The organism is Winogradskyella sp. PC-19 (genome assembly GCF_002163855.1).
GTDB lineage: Bacteria > Bacteroidota > Bacteroidia > Flavobacteriales > Flavobacteriaceae > Winogradskyella.
Window position 1 is genome coordinate 1622425 of the sequence record NZ_CP019332.1, and the last position, 19000, is coordinate 1641424.

Annotated in this window: 14 protein-coding genes; 8 read left to right on the forward strand and 6 right to left on the reverse strand. The window is 33.6% G+C overall.

The window, feature by feature from the left end; translation table 11 throughout:
* Positions 1–26 precede the first annotated feature (26 nt).
* From BTO05_RS07445 to BTO05_RS07455, 3 genes are read right to left on the reverse strand one after another with little or no spacing between them, the layout of a single operon-like run.
* A complete protein-coding gene (locus BTO05_RS07445) occupies positions 27–2495 on the reverse strand; it encodes a beta-mannosidase (protein WP_087492056.1) in 2469 nt (822 codons plus the stop codon).
* A complete protein-coding gene (locus BTO05_RS07450) occupies positions 2485–3174 on the reverse strand; it encodes a copper homeostasis protein CutC (protein WP_087492057.1) in 690 nt (229 codons plus the stop codon). The genes BTO05_RS07445 and BTO05_RS07450 overlap by 11 nt, the downstream gene beginning before the upstream one ends.
* Position 3175: 1 nt before the next feature.
* Positions 3176–5464: a beta-N-acetylhexosaminidase gene (locus BTO05_RS07455; protein WP_087492058.1), complete on the reverse strand. Its 2289-nt coding sequence runs from the start codon at positions 5462–5464 to the stop codon at positions 3176–3178.
* 38 nt (positions 5465–5502) lie between these two features.
* Between BTO05_RS07455 and BTO05_RS07460 the strand changes: the two genes are divergently transcribed.
* From BTO05_RS07460 to BTO05_RS07470, 3 genes are read left to right on the forward strand one after another with little or no spacing between them, the layout of a single operon-like run.
* Positions 5503–8517, forward strand: a complete 3015-nt coding sequence (locus BTO05_RS07460; RefSeq protein WP_087492059.1) for a GH92 family glycosyl hydrolase — start codon at positions 5503–5505, stop codon at positions 8515–8517.
* Positions 8518–8542: 25 nt separating this feature from the next.
* Positions 8543–10222: an MFS transporter gene (locus tag BTO05_RS07465; protein WP_087492060.1), complete on the forward strand. Its 1680-nt coding sequence runs from the start codon at positions 8543–8545 to the stop codon at positions 10220–10222.
* A gap of 11 nt (positions 10223–10233) precedes the next feature.
* Positions 10234–11241 (forward strand): N(4)-(beta-N-acetylglucosaminyl)-L-asparaginase, encoded by a 1008-nt coding sequence (locus BTO05_RS07470; protein ID WP_087492061.1) that lies wholly within the window; start codon positions 10234–10236, stop codon positions 11239–11241.
* Here BTO05_RS07470 and BTO05_RS07475 read toward each other — a convergent pair.
* Positions 11238–12650, reverse strand: coding sequence for an aldehyde dehydrogenase family protein (locus BTO05_RS07475; RefSeq protein WP_087492062.1), 1413 nt, complete (start codon positions 12648–12650; stop codon positions 11238–11240). The two genes, BTO05_RS07470 and BTO05_RS07475, sit on opposite strands and share 4 nt — an antisense overlap.
* Before the next feature lie 173 nt (positions 12651–12823).
* Here BTO05_RS07475 and BTO05_RS07480 point away from each other — a divergent pair, with 173 nt between their 5' ends.
* On the forward strand, positions 12824–13081 hold the full coding sequence (locus tag BTO05_RS07480; protein ID WP_157662555.1) for a hypothetical protein: 258 nt from the start codon (positions 12824–12826) through the stop codon (positions 13079–13081).
* Positions 13082–13192: 111 nt separating this feature from the next.
* On the opposite strand, the gene BTO05_RS07485 is transcribed toward BTO05_RS07480, so the two are convergent.
* Together BTO05_RS07485 and BTO05_RS07490 are read right to left on the reverse strand one after the other, a co-directional pair.
* Positions 13193–14737 (reverse strand): ribonuclease E/G, encoded by a 1545-nt coding sequence (locus BTO05_RS07485; protein WP_087492064.1) that lies wholly within the window; start codon positions 14735–14737, stop codon positions 13193–13195.
* Positions 14738–15060: 323 nt separating this feature from the next.
* Positions 15061–15351: an HU family DNA-binding protein gene (locus BTO05_RS07490; RefSeq protein WP_087492065.1), complete on the reverse strand. Its 291-nt coding sequence runs from the start codon at positions 15349–15351 to the stop codon at positions 15061–15063.
* Positions 15352–15488: 137 nt separating this feature from the next.
* Between BTO05_RS07490 and mutY the strand changes: the two genes are divergently transcribed.
* The 4 genes from mutY (at position 15489) to gldD (ending at position 18998) form a co-directional block, all read left to right on the forward strand.
* The gene (mutY, locus tag BTO05_RS07495; RefSeq protein ID WP_087492066.1) at positions 15489–16529 is read left to right on the forward strand and encodes an A/G-specific adenine glycosylase; all 1041 of its coding nucleotides are present in this window, start codon (positions 15489–15491) and stop codon (positions 16527–16529) included.
* Between the two features lie 80 nt (positions 16530–16609).
* Positions 16610–17047, forward strand: a complete 438-nt coding sequence (locus BTO05_RS07500; RefSeq protein WP_087492067.1) for a single-stranded DNA-binding protein — start codon at positions 16610–16612, stop codon at positions 17045–17047.
* A gap of 22 nt (positions 17048–17069) precedes the next feature.
* On the forward strand, positions 17070–18380 hold the full coding sequence (locus BTO05_RS07505; RefSeq protein ID WP_087492068.1) for a gliding motility-associated protein GldE: 1311 nt from the start codon (positions 17070–17072) through the stop codon (positions 18378–18380).
* Between the two features lie 45 nt (positions 18381–18425).
* Positions 18426–18998 carry a gliding motility lipoprotein GldD gene (gene gldD / locus BTO05_RS07510; RefSeq protein WP_087492069.1) on the forward strand — a complete coding sequence of 191 codons (573 nt, stop codon included), beginning with the start codon at positions 18426–18428 and terminating at the stop codon, positions 18996–18998.
* The last annotated feature ends 2 nt before the right edge of the window (positions 18999–19000 follow it).

A 19000-nucleotide genomic window follows, 5' to 3' on the forward strand; every position in this document is an offset into this window, starting at 1 on the left:
TCAAAGTTACAAAGACACTAACCGACTTATCTTACAAAAGTGTTAAAGGTTTTAAGCTCCAAGTCATCAAGTGATTTAGCATCTGTTTTAAAATGAATGGCATACGTCTTATTTGGAAGCATGTCAAAAAAGTTATCTGAGAAATGTCCTTTCGTTTTCGAATAGAGAAATACATCTTTCTGAAAGGTTTCGCTTTGCAATTCAATAGTAAATCCATCATCAGATTTTATAATTCGTTGATGTATTTCTGCTTGATATAATTTTAAATCTTTTGGTTTTACAAAAAAATCAATCGCTATTTTACCATTGAATTTAGTAGCTAAATAGACTTCGTCTTTATTGAACTCTAAACCATCGAAATTTATTCGATATTTTTTGTCTTTTGAAAACGGACTAACTTTAATATTTTTACCAATACTCCAAATAGAGTCGTTATTAAAGGTTCTTATTTCTACTTTCAAATAACCCTCTTCTATTTGAAAACTGTCATTTATGAGGAAAGTTTCAATGATATCTCCTTTGATAGTATTTGAAATCAAAACATCCTCAAAACTTTGCTTTGCCTTGTAGTGTAACGCCTTCCAGTTACCCATAAAGTCAATACTACTCCATGAAACAGCTGGCCAACAGTCGTTGAGTTGCCAATACAAAGTTCCCATATTATAAGGTTTAGCGCGACGCTGCGCTTCAATGCCTTTTGTTATGCCGTAAGCTTGCAAAAGCTGACTCATATAAACATAATCTTCAGCATTAGTTGGCACAGGAAAATCGCGTTTCATGTAGTCATCTATCAACTCAAATCCTCTAATATGTTTTTGATGATTTTTAAACCCTTCAGAAGAAATATCTATACTATCACTTTGATTGATATATCTAATAGCTTCATAACTCGGAAACGACTGAAAGCCAAACTCACTCATAAAACGTGGTACATTTTCTTCGAGATGCTCAAACGGATAAGAGTCATGCCAAATCCACCAATCGTGAGCATCGCCTTCGATTTTATATTTAGGATTTCCACGTCCATATTTTGGTGAACTTTCCCAATAGTCAGTATCTGGTAATTTTGAAACTGTATTTGGCAAAATAGAATCAAAAACCTTTAGGTAATTATTCCAAATCTCTTCTTTTTCTTCTTCACTTCTATTCGCCTGCCAACCCCAACGATGCCAACCTTCAGAATTTTCATTATTTCCACACCAAAGTGCAATTGAAGCGTGATTTCGTAGTCGCTTTACATTATCTTCAGCTTCTTGTTTTAGATTTTCTAAAAAGTCATCATCGCCAGGATACATGGCACAAGCAAACATAAAATCTTGCCAAACTAAGATGCCTTTTTCATCACATAAATCATAAAACATATCATTCTCATAAATACCGCCACCCCAAACTCTGAGCATGTTCATGTTTGCATCAACCACGTCATCTAATAGTTTCTCATAATGCGTGTTCGTCACTTTATCTTGAAAGCTATTTTGAGGAATATAATTTGCGCCTTTTGCATAAACTGGTTTACCATTAACCTTAAAATAAAAGCTTTCACCAATACTATCTTTTTCGGTAACCAATTCAATATCTCGGATGCCGTATTTAGTTGAAACGCTATCTAGTATTTTTTTACCATCTTTAACGACCACTTTAATGTCATATAAATAAGGTTCGCCTAGGTTATGTGGCCACCAGAGTTTTGGGTTTTTGATTTGAAACGAGACAACACCTATCATGTCGGAAGGCAATTTCTTATGTAATTGAATAAGTGTATCATTTACATAAACTTCGTAAGAATATTCAGTTGAAGGATAGTCTTCAAGTAAAATATTGAAATCGGCTTTAGAATCGGTTAGTTGTCGGAGCTTTATTTGAGTGTTTTCTTTTCTAAGATGAATATCATTCCAACCAACCAGCTTAATCGGTCGCCAAATACCACTTGTATTTAGTTTTGGTCCCCAATCCCAACCGTATTGAAATTGTGCTTTTCGGGTAAAAATACGGTCACCTTCTGGTAACTCATAAGGCAGTTTTGCTTTCTCAATAGCTTCTTGTTTTGATGTCGATTCGAAAACTATTCGTAACTCATTCTCAGGTTTTAAAAGTGGTTTTACAATTAAATCAAATTCTCGAAATGCGTTGTTGGTTTTTAAAATTAGACTATCATTCAAATACACTGAAGCATAAGCATCTAAGCCTTCAAAATTGAGTTCTAAATTCTTCTTCTCTAATGTTTCTTCTTTGACTGAAAATGTAGTCTTGTATTCCCAATCTTCTTGTGATACCCACTGTACTTTTTCTTCGTTATCGTTAATAAATGGGTCTTCAATAAGTTTGTTTTCTAATAAGTCTGAAAACACATTTCCAGGAACGATTGCCGACTTCCAAACGGTATCATTTACTTTTTTGAATTCCCAGTTTTGGTTTAATTCAATAGTAACCGGAACATCGTATTTTGGTTGGCAACTGAAAGCAAATAAAATTAAAAACAGATAGCTATATCTCATTAAGTATGTCCTTTATTTTTTGAATGTCCGAAACTGTTTGCGTCATCCCAAAAATAGAATGCTCTTGTTCAATTTTTTTAGAAACAGAAGCATGAATTTCCTTCAAACCAGCAGCTTTAAATTTTAAAGTATTTTTAGGTGAAATGCCTCCACCGGATAAAATGATAATTCTGTCGTTAGCAATTTCATGTAACTCTTTTATTAAACCCAAGCCTTCTTCTGCTGATGATTTTTGTCCAGAAGTTAATACACGTTCAACGCCCAGATTAATTAATTGCTCCAATGCTTCTTCTGGATTAATAACCTCATCAAAAGCACGATGAAACGTAAATGCTAATGGTTTTGAAAGCTCTACTAATTCTTTTGTTCGTTTTATATCTATAGTTTTATCAAGATTTAATACTCCAGAAACTATGCCCTCGCAACCTAAATCTTTACATAGTTGAATGTCTTTTTTCATGATTTCAAACTCCGCATCAGAATACACAAAGTTTCCGCTTCGAGGTCTAATTAAAACAAAAACTTGGATGTCTAAATTTTCAACCACTTGTTTCAATAAACCATAAGATGGTGTGATGCCACCAACTGATAATTCTTGACATAATTCAATACGGTGTACACCTGCGTCTTGGGCATTTTTTGCAGATTGATAAGAATTGGCGCAGACTTCTAAGAGCATATTAGTTAACTATAATTTCATCAATAAAGGTCCAAGCATTATTGCCAGTCCCTTGTTTTCCTGATGGGATTTTGCCGTAGTTTTTGACTACTATTTCTATTTGACTAACTATAGTAGGTTCCATTTTATAAGAATGGTTAACTAATATATCTCCCTTATTTTTAATAAGGTTAATGTCATGAATTGTTCTTCCGTCTTCTTGAAGTTTGAAACTAAAACCTATTTCCTCTGGTGCATAAATCCATTGCCCATTTCCGTTATGAAATCGAGTGGAGATTGAGTTAATCTCTTTAGGTGTTTGAAAGTCTATCGTTATAATTATATCCTCGCCCCAAAACCCTAACCACTCTTTATCACCATAGCGCGTATCACTTCCATTAATGCCATTTATTAAACCTTGTGCACCACTACCCGAATAGGCTTTATGAGACGCTTTATCTATGGAGATTTTTGCACCAACAGCTTTATGAAAATTAATGTTTTGAGTAAAAGTTTTTCCGAGTTGTTCTTCTGAATTAAAAACTGCTGCCTTTATAGTTGCATTTTCAGTGATTGGTATTTTAGAAGTATAAGTTTCTGAATTTAAATCAGGCTTACTTCCATCTAATGTATATCGAATGTCTTTTCCTTCTGTAAGCGTTTCTAATTTGTAATATGACTTGTTATTAACTGAAATCATCTCACCTTCTATTTCGTATAAATGGTTCGCATAATTGATATCCAAAACGTCTAGTCGTTTATTGAAATTCTCAACTCTAGAAACAAAATTCTCATAATCTTTATGTTCCTGATTTGTCCACACCACTTCACTCATTGCTAGAATTCTAGGAAATGCCATATACTCTACTTGCTCAGATGTTGGCATATATTCTGTCCAAATATTTCCTTGTGCCCCTAAAACATATTTGGCTTCGCCTGTCGTTAATTCTTCAGGAATTGGATTAAAACTATACACCTTTTCAAGCGGAAGATAGCCGCCAATTGCTGTGGGTTCGTCTTCATTATCAGATTGGTAATAATCAAAATAGCAATGAGAAGTTGGCGTCATCACTACATTATGCCCTGACTTTGCTGCCTCAACGGCACCATTTGTTCCTCGCCATGACATCACTGTTGCATTTGGTGCTAAACCACCTTCTAGAATTTCGTCCCAACCGATAATCTGTTTCCCTTTAGAATTCAAATATTTTTCCATTCGGGTAATAAAATAATTCTGAAGTTCATGCTCATCCTTAAGATCTTCTGATTTTATTTTAGCTTGGCAAGCTTCGCATGTTTTCCATCTTGTTTTTGGTGCTTCATCGCCACCGATATGAATATACTCACTAGGAAAAAGTGCTATTACCTCATCCAAAACATCCTCGAGAAAATCGAAGGTTTGCTCTTTGGTGCAATACACCTCTTCAAAAACACCCCATTTTGTTGCAACTTCAACTTGTTCACCTGTACATCCCAATTCTGGATATGCTGCGATTGCTGCTTGACTATGGCCTGGCATTTCAATTTCTGGAATAACCGTAACAAAACGCTCTTGTGCATAAGCTACAATCTCTTTCACTTGGTCTTGGGTGTAATAACCACCATATTTTTTACCATCAAACTGGTGTGGTTGGTCACTATAATGACCAATCAGTGTTTCTTTTCTGTAAGCGGCAATTTCTTGTAGCTTTGGGTATTTTTTAATTTCAATACGCCAACCTTGGTCTTCGGTTAGGTGCCAGTGAAACGTATTCATTTTCAGTATTGCTAGCGCATCTATATATTTTTTTATAAATGCTACAGGATACATATGCCTGCCGACATCTAGGTGCATTCCCCGATATTTAAATCGTGGTTCATCTTCAATTTGTAGACTTTGAATTTTGATGCCTTTAGACTCCAAACTGCCATTAAGAAATTCTGCTGGTAATAATTGAATTAAGGATTGTACTGCATAAAAAGCACCTTTTGATGAGTTCGATTTTATTAAAATTTCTTTTGAATTAATATCTAATATATAGGCTTCAGGATTTTTAATGCTTTGGTCAAATTCAAATTTTATGGCATTAGATTTACCTGTATTCGCACCAAAAACAGGAGTGACTAATGATTTCCAATAGGACACAGCTGTTTCCAATTCAGAATCATAAACAAGGTCTGTGTCTGAACTTAAATAAAAATCACCTTCTGTAATATTTAAATTATTAGGAGTAGGAATTATTTGAGGTTGAATAACGATTTGCTCATTCTCTTGACAAGCAAAACAAATAAAAACCAAAAATAAAATGATGTACTTTTTCTTGAAATTCATTTTAGTATCTTAGGTGCATTAAAATTAGTAATCTTTTGATGAATCCTAAATTTATTTCTGCTTTCCTTGGCGTATTCCTTTTATTTGGATGCCAAGATGAAAATCCCAATCCAACTGCAAAAAAAGACCAACCGCTTATAAACTACGTGAATACGTTTATTGGTACTGGTGGTCATGGCCACACATATCCCGGAGCATCGGCGCCTTTTGGTATGATGCAATTAGGGCCAGACACAAGACTCGAAGGTTGGGATGGTTGTTCTGGTTACCACTACTCTGATGAATATATTTATGGATTTTCGCACACACATTTAAGCGGAACAGGAATTAGTGATTATGGTGATGTACTTTTAATGCCAACAAATCAACAAATTTTTAATAATGGTGCTGATGGTAAGCCAGGTTATCGTGCCCATTTTTCGCATGATAATGAATCTGCCGAACCTGGATATTATAAAGTACACTTAGATTCTACAAATATTGATGTTGATCTGACCGTTTCTAAACGAAGTGGTATACATAAATATCAATTCCCATCTGCTGATAATCAGTATGTAATTTTAGATTTGGTTCATAGAGATAAGGTTTTAGATGCTAAAATCAAAAAAATATCAGATACTGAAATTGTAGGTTTTAGACATTCTGAAGCTTGGGCAAAAGACCAACGCTTATTCTTCGCGATTAAAACATCTCACCCATTTACGGATGTTTTACAATCGCCAGAAAAAACCGGAATGCCTGGTGGTCGACGTAGCGCTTTAAAATTCAACAACCCAAATAATGACCCTATTTATATAAAAGTTGGTATTTCTTCAGTAGATATTGAAGGGGCACGACAAAATTTAGAAGCGGAGATTTCGAATAAAGATTTTGAATCTATAAAGAGTGAAGTTCAAGATTACTGGGAGAAGCAACTCTCCAAAATTGTAATTGAGTCTAATGCTTCAACTGATGATGTTTTAAATGGAGTTGACAGAATAAATGATCAAGATTTAGAGAACAAGGTCAATTTTTATTCAGCATTATATCATACCATGTTAGCACCAAATCGCTATCAAGATGTAGACGGAAGATATAGAGGCATGGATTTAGAAATCCATAATGCAGAATTTGATTACTACTCAGTTTTTTCTCTTTGGGACACTTACAGAGCAGCACATCCACTTTATACGATTATTGAGCAAGAAAAAACTAATGATTTTATAAATACATTTTTAGCTAAATATGACGAAGGTGGTATTATGCCAATGTGGGATTTAGCTGGTAATTACACCGATTGCATGATTGGTTATCATGCGGTCCCAGTTATAGCTGATGCCTATTTAAAAGGTATTAGAGATTATGATACAGAAAAAGCCTTTGAAGCTATGAAGCATTCTGCTACTCGCGATAAATTTGGGTTGGAAGCCTATAAAAAATATGGCTTTATACCAGTTGATGAAGAAAGTGAATCTGTATCAAAAACTTTGGAATATGCCTATGACGATTGGACCATTGCACAAATGGCAAAAGACATGGGAAAAACTGAAGATTATAAAAATTACATTGAACGTGCTCAGTACTACAAAAATGTATTTGATCCAGAAAGCAAATTTATGCGTGGTCGATTTAGAAATACTTGGTTTGCGCCATTTGACCCGTATGAAGTTAACTTTAATTATACAGAAGCTAATTCTTGGCAATACAGTTTTTATGTACCGCAAGACATTTCTGGATTTATAGAATTGTTGGGCGGAAAAGACCAGCTAGAAAAACAACTGGACGAATTATTTACAGCTAAAACTGAAACATCGGGGCGCAATCAGTCTGATATCACAGGCTTAATTGGTCAGTATGCACATGGTAACGAACCTAGTCATCATATGGCTTACTTGTATAATTTTGTGAACAAACCGCACAAAACACAAGAGCGTGTATACCAAATTTTGACGGAATTATATAATAATGACCCCGATGGCGTTTCAGGTAATGAAGATTGTGGGCAAATGAGTGCTTGGTATGTTTTAAGCTCTATGGGCTTTTATTCGGTTACACCAGGAAGTAATCAATATATTATTGGAACACCTCTTTTTGATAAAGCAACAATAAATTTAGAAAATGGTAAACAGTTTACGGTTATTGCTAATAACAGAAGTGAAACCAATATTTACATTGAAAGTGCAAATCTCAATGGTAATCCGTTAGAGAAAACATTTATTAATCATTCAGATATAATTGAAGGTGGAACTTTAGAATTCACAATGACCGATAATCCTGCTGTTTGGGGTTCAAGAGAAGGTCAAGAACCAAAGACTGAAATTAAAGACCATATCATTTTACCTTCACCATATATTGAAAAAGGTGACATTACATTTAGAGGCAGTACTGAAGTCGTTTTAAATACTTCTGAAAGCGATGCGACAATCTTTTATGCATTAAACGAAAATGAGTTTCAATCTTATAACAAACCGTTTACAATTACAGAAGATACTAAAGTTAAATTGTATTCTGAAAAGGGAAATTTAAAAAGTCCTGTTTTAGAAACACCTTTCTATAAGATTGACCCAAATCTAAGTATCAAGCTAGAATCTAAATTTGCCAATCAATATTCAGCAGGTGGCAATGATGCTTTAATAGATGGCATCAGAAGCACCAAAAATTACAGAACTGGTAGTTGGCAAGGTTATCATAATCAAGATTTGGTAGCAATTGTAGATTTGGGTTCTGAAAAACCGATTAGTTCCATTACATCAAACTATTTACGTGACCAAGGTGCGTGGATTTTTCATCCAACTGAAGTAGAATATTTAGTATCAAAAGATGGTGTAAATTTTATATCCATTGGAAAAAAGAGACTAGACACAAAACAAAAGAATTATAATATCGCTGTAAAAACTGTGGAAATGAGTCTCGTTACAGAAGAAATTAATACGAGATTTAAAAAATCACAACCAAAGTCATATAGGTACATAAAGGTTATCGCAAAAAAATTAGGTGATTTACCTGAATGGCACATCGGACATCCGATGGATGGAAAAAGCTGGATTTTTGTAGATGAAATTTCCGTAAAATAAAAAACACTAACTAATTAATATAATAATGAGCAATCAGCAAACCAACAAATCTGCACTTACAACCTTAGTCACTGTATTCTTTTTCTGGGGTTTTATTGCGGCTTCTAACGGCGTATTTATTCCCTTTTGTAAAACTTATTTTAATATCGACCAATTTCAATCTCAGCTGGTAGATTTTGCATTTTATGGAGCGTATTATATTGGGGCTTTGTTACTATTTGTTATTTCTAGTTCTATTAAAAAAGATATCGTTAATTCTTGGGGTTACAAAAAAGTGATAGTCTATGGTTTATTATTATCTGCAATAGGCGCATTTGTCATGTATCCTTCAACGGCAGGTGCAGAACAAGGTCAAACAGCAGTATTCTATTTTGTATTAATAGCATTGTTTATAGTTGGTCTAGGCTTCTCTTTACAACAAACAGGCGCAAACCCTTTTGCCATTGCACTCGGTGCACCAGAAACGGGTTCTCATCGTCTAAATCTTGCTGGTGGTATAAATTCTTTCGGTACAACTATTGGCCCAATCGTAGTGGCGTTAGTATTATTTGGAACAGCATCTGTAAGTCCTGAAGAGTTAGTTTCTATGATTAAGAATAATGAAATCACCTTAACCACAGTTCAATTATTATACCTAGGCGTCGGCGCATTATTTTTAATTGCTGCTGCATTATTTCATTTTTCAAAAAAATTGCCGGCACTTAAATCAGATACACCGTTTGAACCTGCCAACAAAGCGCGAAATCTCTTGATTGTATTAACACTAATTATAGTAGCTTGTTTTGGCTATATTTTTAGTACGTATTCTGGGGATACCGAAGTGTCTGAATCAGTTGAAAATACGCGCTTAGTATTATTATTTGTAGCTTTAGTTGCTGTAATTGGCTCAGTATTTATAGCTAACACCAGTGCGTCAAAAAAACCTGAAGGTTGGGGCGCAATGAAATACCCTCAACTGGTTTTAGGGATGTTAGCCATATTTACTTACGTTGGTGTAGAAGTCACTATTCAGAGTAACCTTGGCGAACTTTTAAAAACCGTTGCAGATAAGGTTAATAACTTAAATCCTTTAGGTCTTCCAGTTTTAAACGACGCAGGTATTGCGCCTTTTATATCACTCTATTGGGGTGGCTTAATGATTGGTCGTTGGGTTGGTGCTATTACAGTATTTAATCCAACTAAAGGATTAAAAAAGGCGTTATTAATTATTGTCCCATATATTGCATTTGCAGTGATATTGATTGCAAATAGAGCAGGTGGAAAAAGTTTTTCGTCTGATGAAATACTATTTTTTGCAATCTGTGTAGCTGTGCAAATTGGAGGCTTTTTCTTAGCCAAGGATAATCCTGTTCGGACGTTAAAAATATTTAGCATATTAGGAATGTTAGGAATGATTATTGGTTTATTTACAACAGGTAATCTAGCCTTATTTGCTTTCTTATCTGGTGGGTTATTCTGTTCAATTATGTGGCCATGTATTTTTACATTGAGTATTGCTGGCTTAGGAAAATACACGTCTCAAGGTTCTGCATTTTTAATTATGATGATTTTAGGTGGCGCTATCATTCCTCCATTGCAAGGAAAGTTAGCCGATATATTTAATATTCAATCGTCTTACTGGGTTGCTGTTTTCTGTTTTGTTTATTTACTATTCTATGCTTATCGAACAAAAAAAGTATTGGACAAACAAGGCGTGGCTTACTAAATTTATAAAACATGAAACGTAGAAAATTTTTAAAAAATGCTTCGCTTACAGGTGTTGGATTAGCTGTAGGAACAGCTATTACGTCTTGTAATGAACAAGCAGAAGATAAATCAATTCCTGAAAAAGAAAATTCTGAATCCAAAGCAATTTTACCTGTTGTAGTTGCTACATGGCATGTTGAACAAGCCACTGCAAAAGCAATGGATACTTTAAATTCTGGCGGAACGGCACTGGATGCAGTAGAATTAGGTTGTAAAGTTGAAGAAGCCAACGAAAAAGGGCAATCCGTAGGTAAAGGTGGTTTACCTGACCGTGAAGGCAACGTAACTCTAGATGCTTGTATAATGGATAAGCATGGAAATTGTGGAGCTGTGGTATATCTTAAAGATGTAAAACATGCTGTTTCTGTGGCTCGAAAAGTTATGGAAGACACGCCACATGTTATGCTTGCAGGAGAAGGTGCAAAACAATTTGCATTAGAGTCTGGTTTTGAAGCTGAGGATTTATTAACCGAAGCTTCAAAAAAAGCTTGGGAAAAATGGAAAGTTGAAGCCAAATACAAACCCATTATAAATATTGAAAATCATGATACTATAGGCATGCTAGCTGTAGACAAAAATGGAGATATTTCTGGAGCATGCACAACTAGTGGCTTAGCCTATAAAATGAATGGGCGTGTCGGAGACTCACCAATAATAGGTTCTGGATTATTTGTAGATAATGAAATTGGTGGTGCTGTAGCTACTGGTCTTGGCGAAGAGGTTGTTAAAACCGTTGGTAGTTTCTTAATTGTGGAACTCATGCGTCAAGGAAAAACACCGCAAGAAGCATGTGAAGAAGCTATAGGCCGCATCGTCAATAAACCCGGAAAGGATTATAAAGATTTTCAGGTGGGTTATATTGCTGTAAATAAAAAAGGAGAAACAGGTTGTTACTCAATTCATCAATGGTTTAGCATGACTAAGTTTCAAGATGGTATTAATGAGCGCATACAATCCGATTTTTTTAATAAATCTTAAAACCACTTTATCGTAAATTGCGCTAACTTTTCTTTGTAATTAGTATAAGGTGGAAATAATAATTCTGTAATTCCAAATGTATGTTGTTTGACGACTGCTCTTTCATTACTGAAAGCTTTAAAACCATAATAACCGTGTGATTTTCCAATACCACTATTATTTACGCCTCCAAAAGGTAGATTATGGTTCGCATAGTGGATAATATTGTTATTAATACAAGTTCCTCCAGACTTTGTGTTATTAAGAACTGTTTTGATATTAGCTTTATTTTTACTGTAAATGTATAAAGCAAGAGGACTTTCTTTTGCATTTATATAATCTAAAGCTTCATTTAGATTTTTATAAGTGACTATAGGAAGAATTGGTCCAAAAATTTCATCTTGTAAAAGTGTCGCATCATCATTTAAATCTGACATGATTGTAGGTCCAATATATTTCTCAGCTTCATTATAATTACCTCCTACATGTACATTACCATCTTTGGATATACCATCATTTATATGCGTTTTAAGACGTTCAAAATGTTTTGGCGTCACTATACGAGCATAAGAGTCAGAAGCCTCAGGATTGTCTCCATAAAAAGACATTAGCCAGCTTTTACATTCGTTTATAAAATCTTCTTTAATTGATTCATGAATTATAACATAATCAGGTGAGACACATATTTGACCACAATTCATAAATTTACCCCACATAATCTTTTTAGCTGCTGTTTTTAAGTTTGCAGTTTCATCAATTAAGGTTGGTGATTTTCCGCCTAACTCTAAAGTAACAGAAGCTAAATGCTCTGCTGCAGCTTTCATCACAATTTTGCCTACTATTGGTGAGCCTGTGAAAAAAATATGATTAAAAGGTAATTTTAGTAAATCTGTCGAGGTTTGGACTTCGCCTTCAACTAAAGCCACTTCATCTTCATTAAATAAGGTCTCTATAATTTTTTTCATTAGTGACGCACTGTTAGGAGTCATCTCCGAAGGTTTGATAATCACAGTATTACCTGCTGCTATTGCAGATACTAATGGTCCAAAGGTAAGATTGAAAGGAAAATTCCATGGAGAAATAATCAAGCAAACGCCTTTAGCTTCATACTTTATATAAGATGAAGCGCCTAACATTGAAAGAGGTGTTGGCACTTTTTTGTTACGCATCCATTTATGTAAATGATTTTTTGCATGCTTAATATCTCCAACTATCTGGTAAATTTCAGTCATTTCAGACTCCACATATGGTTTGCCTAAATCTTTTGATAGTGCGTCTTTAATTTCCTCTCTAAATGTCTTTTCTATTGCTCGTTGAAGTGCACTCAACTTCTTAATTCGCTGATTATAAGTGCTATTAGAGACTTTAAACTGATTGTTTTTTTGCTTTATGAATAGATTATAATATGGATTATTGGTGTTTTCTGTCATTATATAGTATTGATTTTAAAGGGCTATCGACCGAAAAAGTGTATTTCGTCGATGTTTTAAACAATTGCTTTCCGTTTATCTAAAAGTATACCTGATTGGTCTAAAATTTTCTTTTTAAGACATGAACCTCGCTTATGTTTGTACTGTTGTTAAAAATAAGAACAATAAAACAAATGAAAAACTTAATTCTATTACTAGTATTTTTAACTCTACCTTTAGTAGGGTTTTCACAGACTGAAAAGCCTGTGTCTACTAATAATAATGAATTAGTTGTTTTGAAAAAGGTTGAAGAAGTTGCTCCTAGAAAAGCTAGAGCATCTCGAAACGCCAAATATCTTAAAGTTAATTACAAAAAAAGTAACGATATTATTAGCATCAAAGCTTATCGCAAGAGTCTTAGAGACAAAGTGCGACGCGTAAAATTGTGCTAGAACACAATAATTTAGTTTTAAATTGTAAAATCCTTTTATCATATGATGAAAGGATTTTTTATATAAAAAAAGCCCAATTGAAAATTTCAATTGGGCTTTTATTAATAGATATTATTTGATTTTGTTACCATTTTTATCAAAAAAATGATATTCAAGATAAGTGTAAGCATCTCTAGGTAAAATTTTTACCCATTTTTTGTGTTCAAAAAACCACTTTGAACGTACTGATGGATACCCTTTGGTTAAAAAGGCAGCTATAAAAGGATGCGCATGTAGCGCTACTTTTTTATAGTCTTTTTTGTAAATCCTTTTTAGGTCTTGGTTAATACGCTCGACTACCTTGATTGGTGCTTCGATTTCGTCTCCGCCAATAGCATCTGGATTTACTTCTTTTGTCTTAATATTACGTTCTGGCCTAACGCGTTGTCTGGTTATTTGCACTAATCCAAACTTACTCGGCGGTAATATTTTGTGCTTTGCTTTATCATCTTTCATTTCGTCACGAAGATGATTGTAGAGTTTTTTTCTATTTTCTGCTTTACCCATATCGATAAAATCGATAACGATAATGCCACCCATGTCACGCAAACGCAATTGTCTGGCAACTTCTGTAGCAGATATTAGATTAACCTCTAAAGCAGTGTCTTCTTGGTTTTTCTCCTTATTGGAGCGATTACCACTGTTTACATCTACAACATGTAGGGCTTCTGTATGTTCTATAACTAAATAAGCGCCTTTTGCCATGCTTACGGTGCGTCCAAATGATGTTTTTATTTGACGTTCAATACCGAATTTATCAAAAATTGGCATACCATTTTTGTAGTGTTTTACAATGTTTTCCTTTTTTGGTGCAATTTGATGCACGTAATCTTTTACTTGTCCATACAAAACCTCATCATCGACATGAATACCAGAGAATGAGTCGTTAAAAATATCTCTCAAGATTGAGGATGCTTTATTCATTTCTCCTAATACTTTTGTTGGGTGATGTGCTTTGTAGAGTTTTTTACACATTGCTGTCCATCTGTCCAGCAAATTTTGTAAATCACTATCTATTTCAGCCACTTTTTTACCTTCGGCAACAGTGCGTATAATGACACCAAAACCTTTTGGGGTAATACTTTTTACCAAGCGTTTAAGGCGATCTTTTTCTTCTTGCGATTCTATTTTTTGAGAAACAGATATGCGATTAGAAAAAGGCACCAAAACAATATAACGACCAGCAATAGATAATTCTGAACTAATGCGTGGCCCTTTGGTAGAAATTGGCTCTTTTACTACTTGTACTAATAGTGATTGGTTAGACTTAATGGCTTCTGCAATTTTACCATGCTTGTCTAAATCTTTTTCAAAAGGAAAGTTTTTGAGTGAGTAATCTCTTAATTTCCCTGTGCTTACACGTTTAATGAATTTTAAAAGAGAAGGCAATTGTGGTCCTAAATCATGGTAATGCAAAAATGCATCTTTCTCATAACCTACGTTTACAAATGCGGCGTTTAAGCCAGGAATGACCTTGCGTATTTTGGCGATAAAAATATCACCAACAGCAAAGTTGTTATCCTCATCATCTTTGTGCAATTCAATAAGTTTTCCATCTTTTAATAAGGCAAAATCAACAATATCTGAACTCGATCTTACGATTAATTCCTTGTTCATAATGTAGATTTAAATCTATCTCTTAATTGAGACAGATGGATTTTTACTTAATTTTTTGACACAGGATGTTCCCGAATTAATCGGGATTCCGGTAAATCAATGGTGCAATCTATTAAATACAACCAATGATTTTATATCAAAGAACGTTTTTTTAAAACCGAAAAAAGTAGTTATCTCAACTACTTTTTCGATTTATTTTTTCTTGTGACGATTAGCGCGTCTACGTTTTTTACGCTTATGCGTCGCTACCTTGTGTCTTTTTCTTTTTTTACCACTTGGCATAAATAATTCGTTTTAAATTAATATTTTACTTAGTAATATGTTTAGTTCACCTCTACCTTAGCCTTAACACCTTCTAAAAAGATTTTAGCTGGTTTAAATGCTGGTATATTGTGAGCTGGTATTTTTATTGTTGTATTCTTAGAGATGTTACGTCCAGTTTTTTCTGCTCTTGTTTTTATTATAAAGCTTCCAAAACCTCTTAAATATACATTATCTCCACTCTCCAAAGAAGTTTTCACTTCATCCATAAAAGATTCAACTGTAGCTTGTACATCACCTTTTTCGATTCCTAATTTATCAGAAATTTTAGCTACTAAATCTGCTTTTGTCATTTTGTTTAATTTATTGCGTTACTACTATTTATAGGGGGTTGCAAATATATGTAATTTAATTTCAATATTTCAAACGTAATTCATTAAAATTTAAGCGTATATAGTTTTATGTTTGTAAGCGTATACAGATTTTATAAATGAATTTTTCTAAAAACGTAATACTCTGGTATTCAGAGAATAAAAGAGATTTACCTTGGCGACATACAGTAAATCCATATTATATTTGGCTCTCCGAAATTATTTTACAGCAAACACAAGTTAAACAAGGATTACCTTATTATAATTCTTTTGTAGAAACATTTCCAACAGTTTTTGACCTTGCTAAAAGTGATGAGCAAACTGTTTTAAAACTATGGCAAGGCTTAGGCTATTATTCTAGAGCTAGAAATCTTCATTTTACAGCTAAGTATATTGTTAATGAATTAGACGGCAAATTTCCAGATACTTATAACGAAATAATAAAGCTTAAAGGTATAGGCGATTACACAGCAAGTGCGATTGCTTCTATCGCTTTTGGTGAATCCACTGCAGTTGTTGACGGTAATGTTTACAGAGTTTTATCGCGTTTTTTTGGTATTGACACGCCAATAAATTCTACTAAAGGGATAAAAGAATTTAAAGCTTTAGCTACAGAATTAATAGACAAAAAACAACCTGCAACATTTAATCAGGCCATCATGGAATTTGGAGCGCGACAATGCAAACCTAAAAATCCTTATTGCATCCTTTGCCCGCTTCAGTCAGGATGCGTTGCTTTTCAAAAAAATAAAATTTCAGAGTTGCCAATAAAGTTGAAAAAACTAAAAATAAGACATCGTTATTTTAACTTCTTGGTCATTATTGATAGGAAGAAAAATACAATCATCGAGAAACGTACTGAAAAAGGAATTTGGCAAAACCTATATCAATTCCCGCTTATTGAAACTAAAGATAGTGTTGGCATTTCTAAATTTGAAAAAAAGGTATCAAAGCACAAACTTTTAGAGGATTCCGAATTTGAATTTAGTCTCTTTAACGAAAAAGACATTATTCATAAACTTTCACATCAGCATTTACATACTAAGTTTTGGATTTTAGAGGTTGATCTTATTCCAAAAAAAGGTGTTTCTGCAAAAAAACTCAAAGATTATCCTGTCCCTGCGTTGATTAGTGAGTTTATAGATAAATTCAAGTTTTAAAAAAATACCTATCCTAATTTTTATTATTTTTAATACATATAAGTTGCGTAATTTTGTACGCTACAATAAAAAGAATTATTATGTCTGGAACTTTAAATAAAGTAATGCTTATAGGGAATTTAGGTGACGAAGTAAAGATGCATTATTTTGATGATAAAAATTGCGTCGGACGCTTCCCCATTGCAACTAGCGAAAGTTACATGAGCAAACAAACTAACGAGCGTGTAACAAATACGGAATGGCACAACATCGTTGTCAGAAATAAAGCCGCAGAAATTTGTGAAAAATACCTAAAAAAAGGAGATAAAATTTATATCGAAGGTCGAATAAAAACGCGAAAGTGGACTGATGACAAAGGCATGGAACGTTATTCTACAGAGATACAATGTAATGAGTTTACGTTTTTGACTCCCAAAGGCGAACAACAACCCTCTGCAGCACCAACTCAAAATACAGCACCAAAAACTGAAAACACTTCAGTAAGTGATGCTCCTGATAATGATGATTTACCATTTTAATCTTAATTAAACCTTCATAATTTTGGATCCTGATCCCGGTAGTTTATTGCTAATACTTTCAGACATTAACACTTCGTTTTTTGTGAGTGTTATTTTACTTATTGTTTTACTTCTGTGTTCTGCTTTAATTTCTGGTGCCGAAGTCGCATTATTTTCTTTAAAAAAAGCTGATATTGAAACTGCTGATTCTAAAAATTCAAAAAGTATAGCGCTTATCACTTCACTTTTAGAGCGCCCAAAAAAACTATTAGCCACAATATTAGTAGCTAATAACTTTATAAATATTGCTATCGTAATTCTGTTTGCCTATGTCGGACAGTATTTGTTTTCGTTTATTGAAAGTGAACTCTTAAGGTTTCTATTAGAAGTTGTTTGTGCAACTTTTTTAATTCTACTTTTTGGCGAGATTATTCCAAAAATTTATGCCAGTCGCAATAGCTTAAAGTTTTCTATAGCGTTGGCAAAACCTCTTAGGATATTAGATTTTATCTTTTCTCCAATTAGTATGCCTTTACGCTTTATTACTATTCAAATACAAAATAGATTAGGTAAAGAAAAGTCAAACATAAGTGTAGATCAATTATCACAAGCTTTAGAACTGACTAATGACGATGATACCACAAAAGAAGAACACCAAATACTACAGAGTATTGTATCATTTGGTAATACAGATACCAAGCAAGTTATGCGTCCGCGAATGGATATTTTTGCTGTAAATATTGAAGCAGAATTTAACACTATAATTCCTGAGATTATTAATAATGGATATTCAAGGATACCCGTTTTTGAAGAAAATATAGACCGTGTTATTGGTATTTTATACGTTAAAGATTTACTGCCGCATATCAATAAGAAAACATTTGATTGGAAAGCAATTTTGAGAGAACCATTTTTTGTGCCAGAAAACAAAAAACTAGACGACCTCATGCAAGAGTTTCAAACCAAAAAAGTGCATCTAGCTATTGTTGTAGATGAGTACGGAGGGACATCTGGAGTTATTTCTCTTGAAGATATTATTGAAGAAATTGTAGGAGATATAAGTGATGAATATGATGTAGACGATCTTAATTTTTCTAAGATTGATGACAATAATTATAGGTTTGATGGCAAAACTTCTTTAAAAGATATTTATAAAATTTTAGAGCTAGAAGACAGCATCCTTTTTGAAGAAAGAAAAGGAGAGGCCGAAACCATTGCTGGTTTTATATTAGAAATATCTGGAGGTTTCCCAAGAGTTGGAAGTAAAATAAATTTCGAAAACTACGTTTTTACTACAGAAGCCATTGAGAAAAAAAGAATAAAACAAATAAGGCTAACCATTTTAGATAAGTAAATTTTGTCTAAAATTAAAAGATACTGAATCAAATTCAGCATAATAATGAAGAAAATCCTAATTCCTATTTGTGCTCTATTTTTTATGAGCTGTAATGATGACATATTACCTAAACCTAAAGCATTTCTTAGGTTAGAGTATCCAAACCCAAGTTATAAACGTGTAGATATTCCTGTTCCATTTTCTTTTGAGAAAAATGAATTAGCAAAATCTATATCTCAAATAAAGAAAAATGAAAATGGTCAGTCCTATAGTGTAGATATAGAATACCCTTCGCTTAAAGGAACTGTATATCTCACTTATAAAAAAGTTACCAAAGATAATCTAAGAAATTTATTAAGAGATGCTCAAAACCTAACTCAGAAGCATACGCAAAAGGCAGATGAAATACAAAGTGATGTTTTTGTTAACCCTGAAAAGCGAGTTTATGGTATGTTTTATGAGGTTGGTGGTAATGCTGCATCTCAATCTCAGTTTTATGCTACAGATAGTATAAATCACTTTGTAAGTGGTTCTTTATACTTCTATACAAAACCTAATTACGATTCAATTTATCCTGCAGCTATTTATCTTAGAAATGACATAAAACGTGTTATGGAAAGCCTAGAATGGAAGTAATC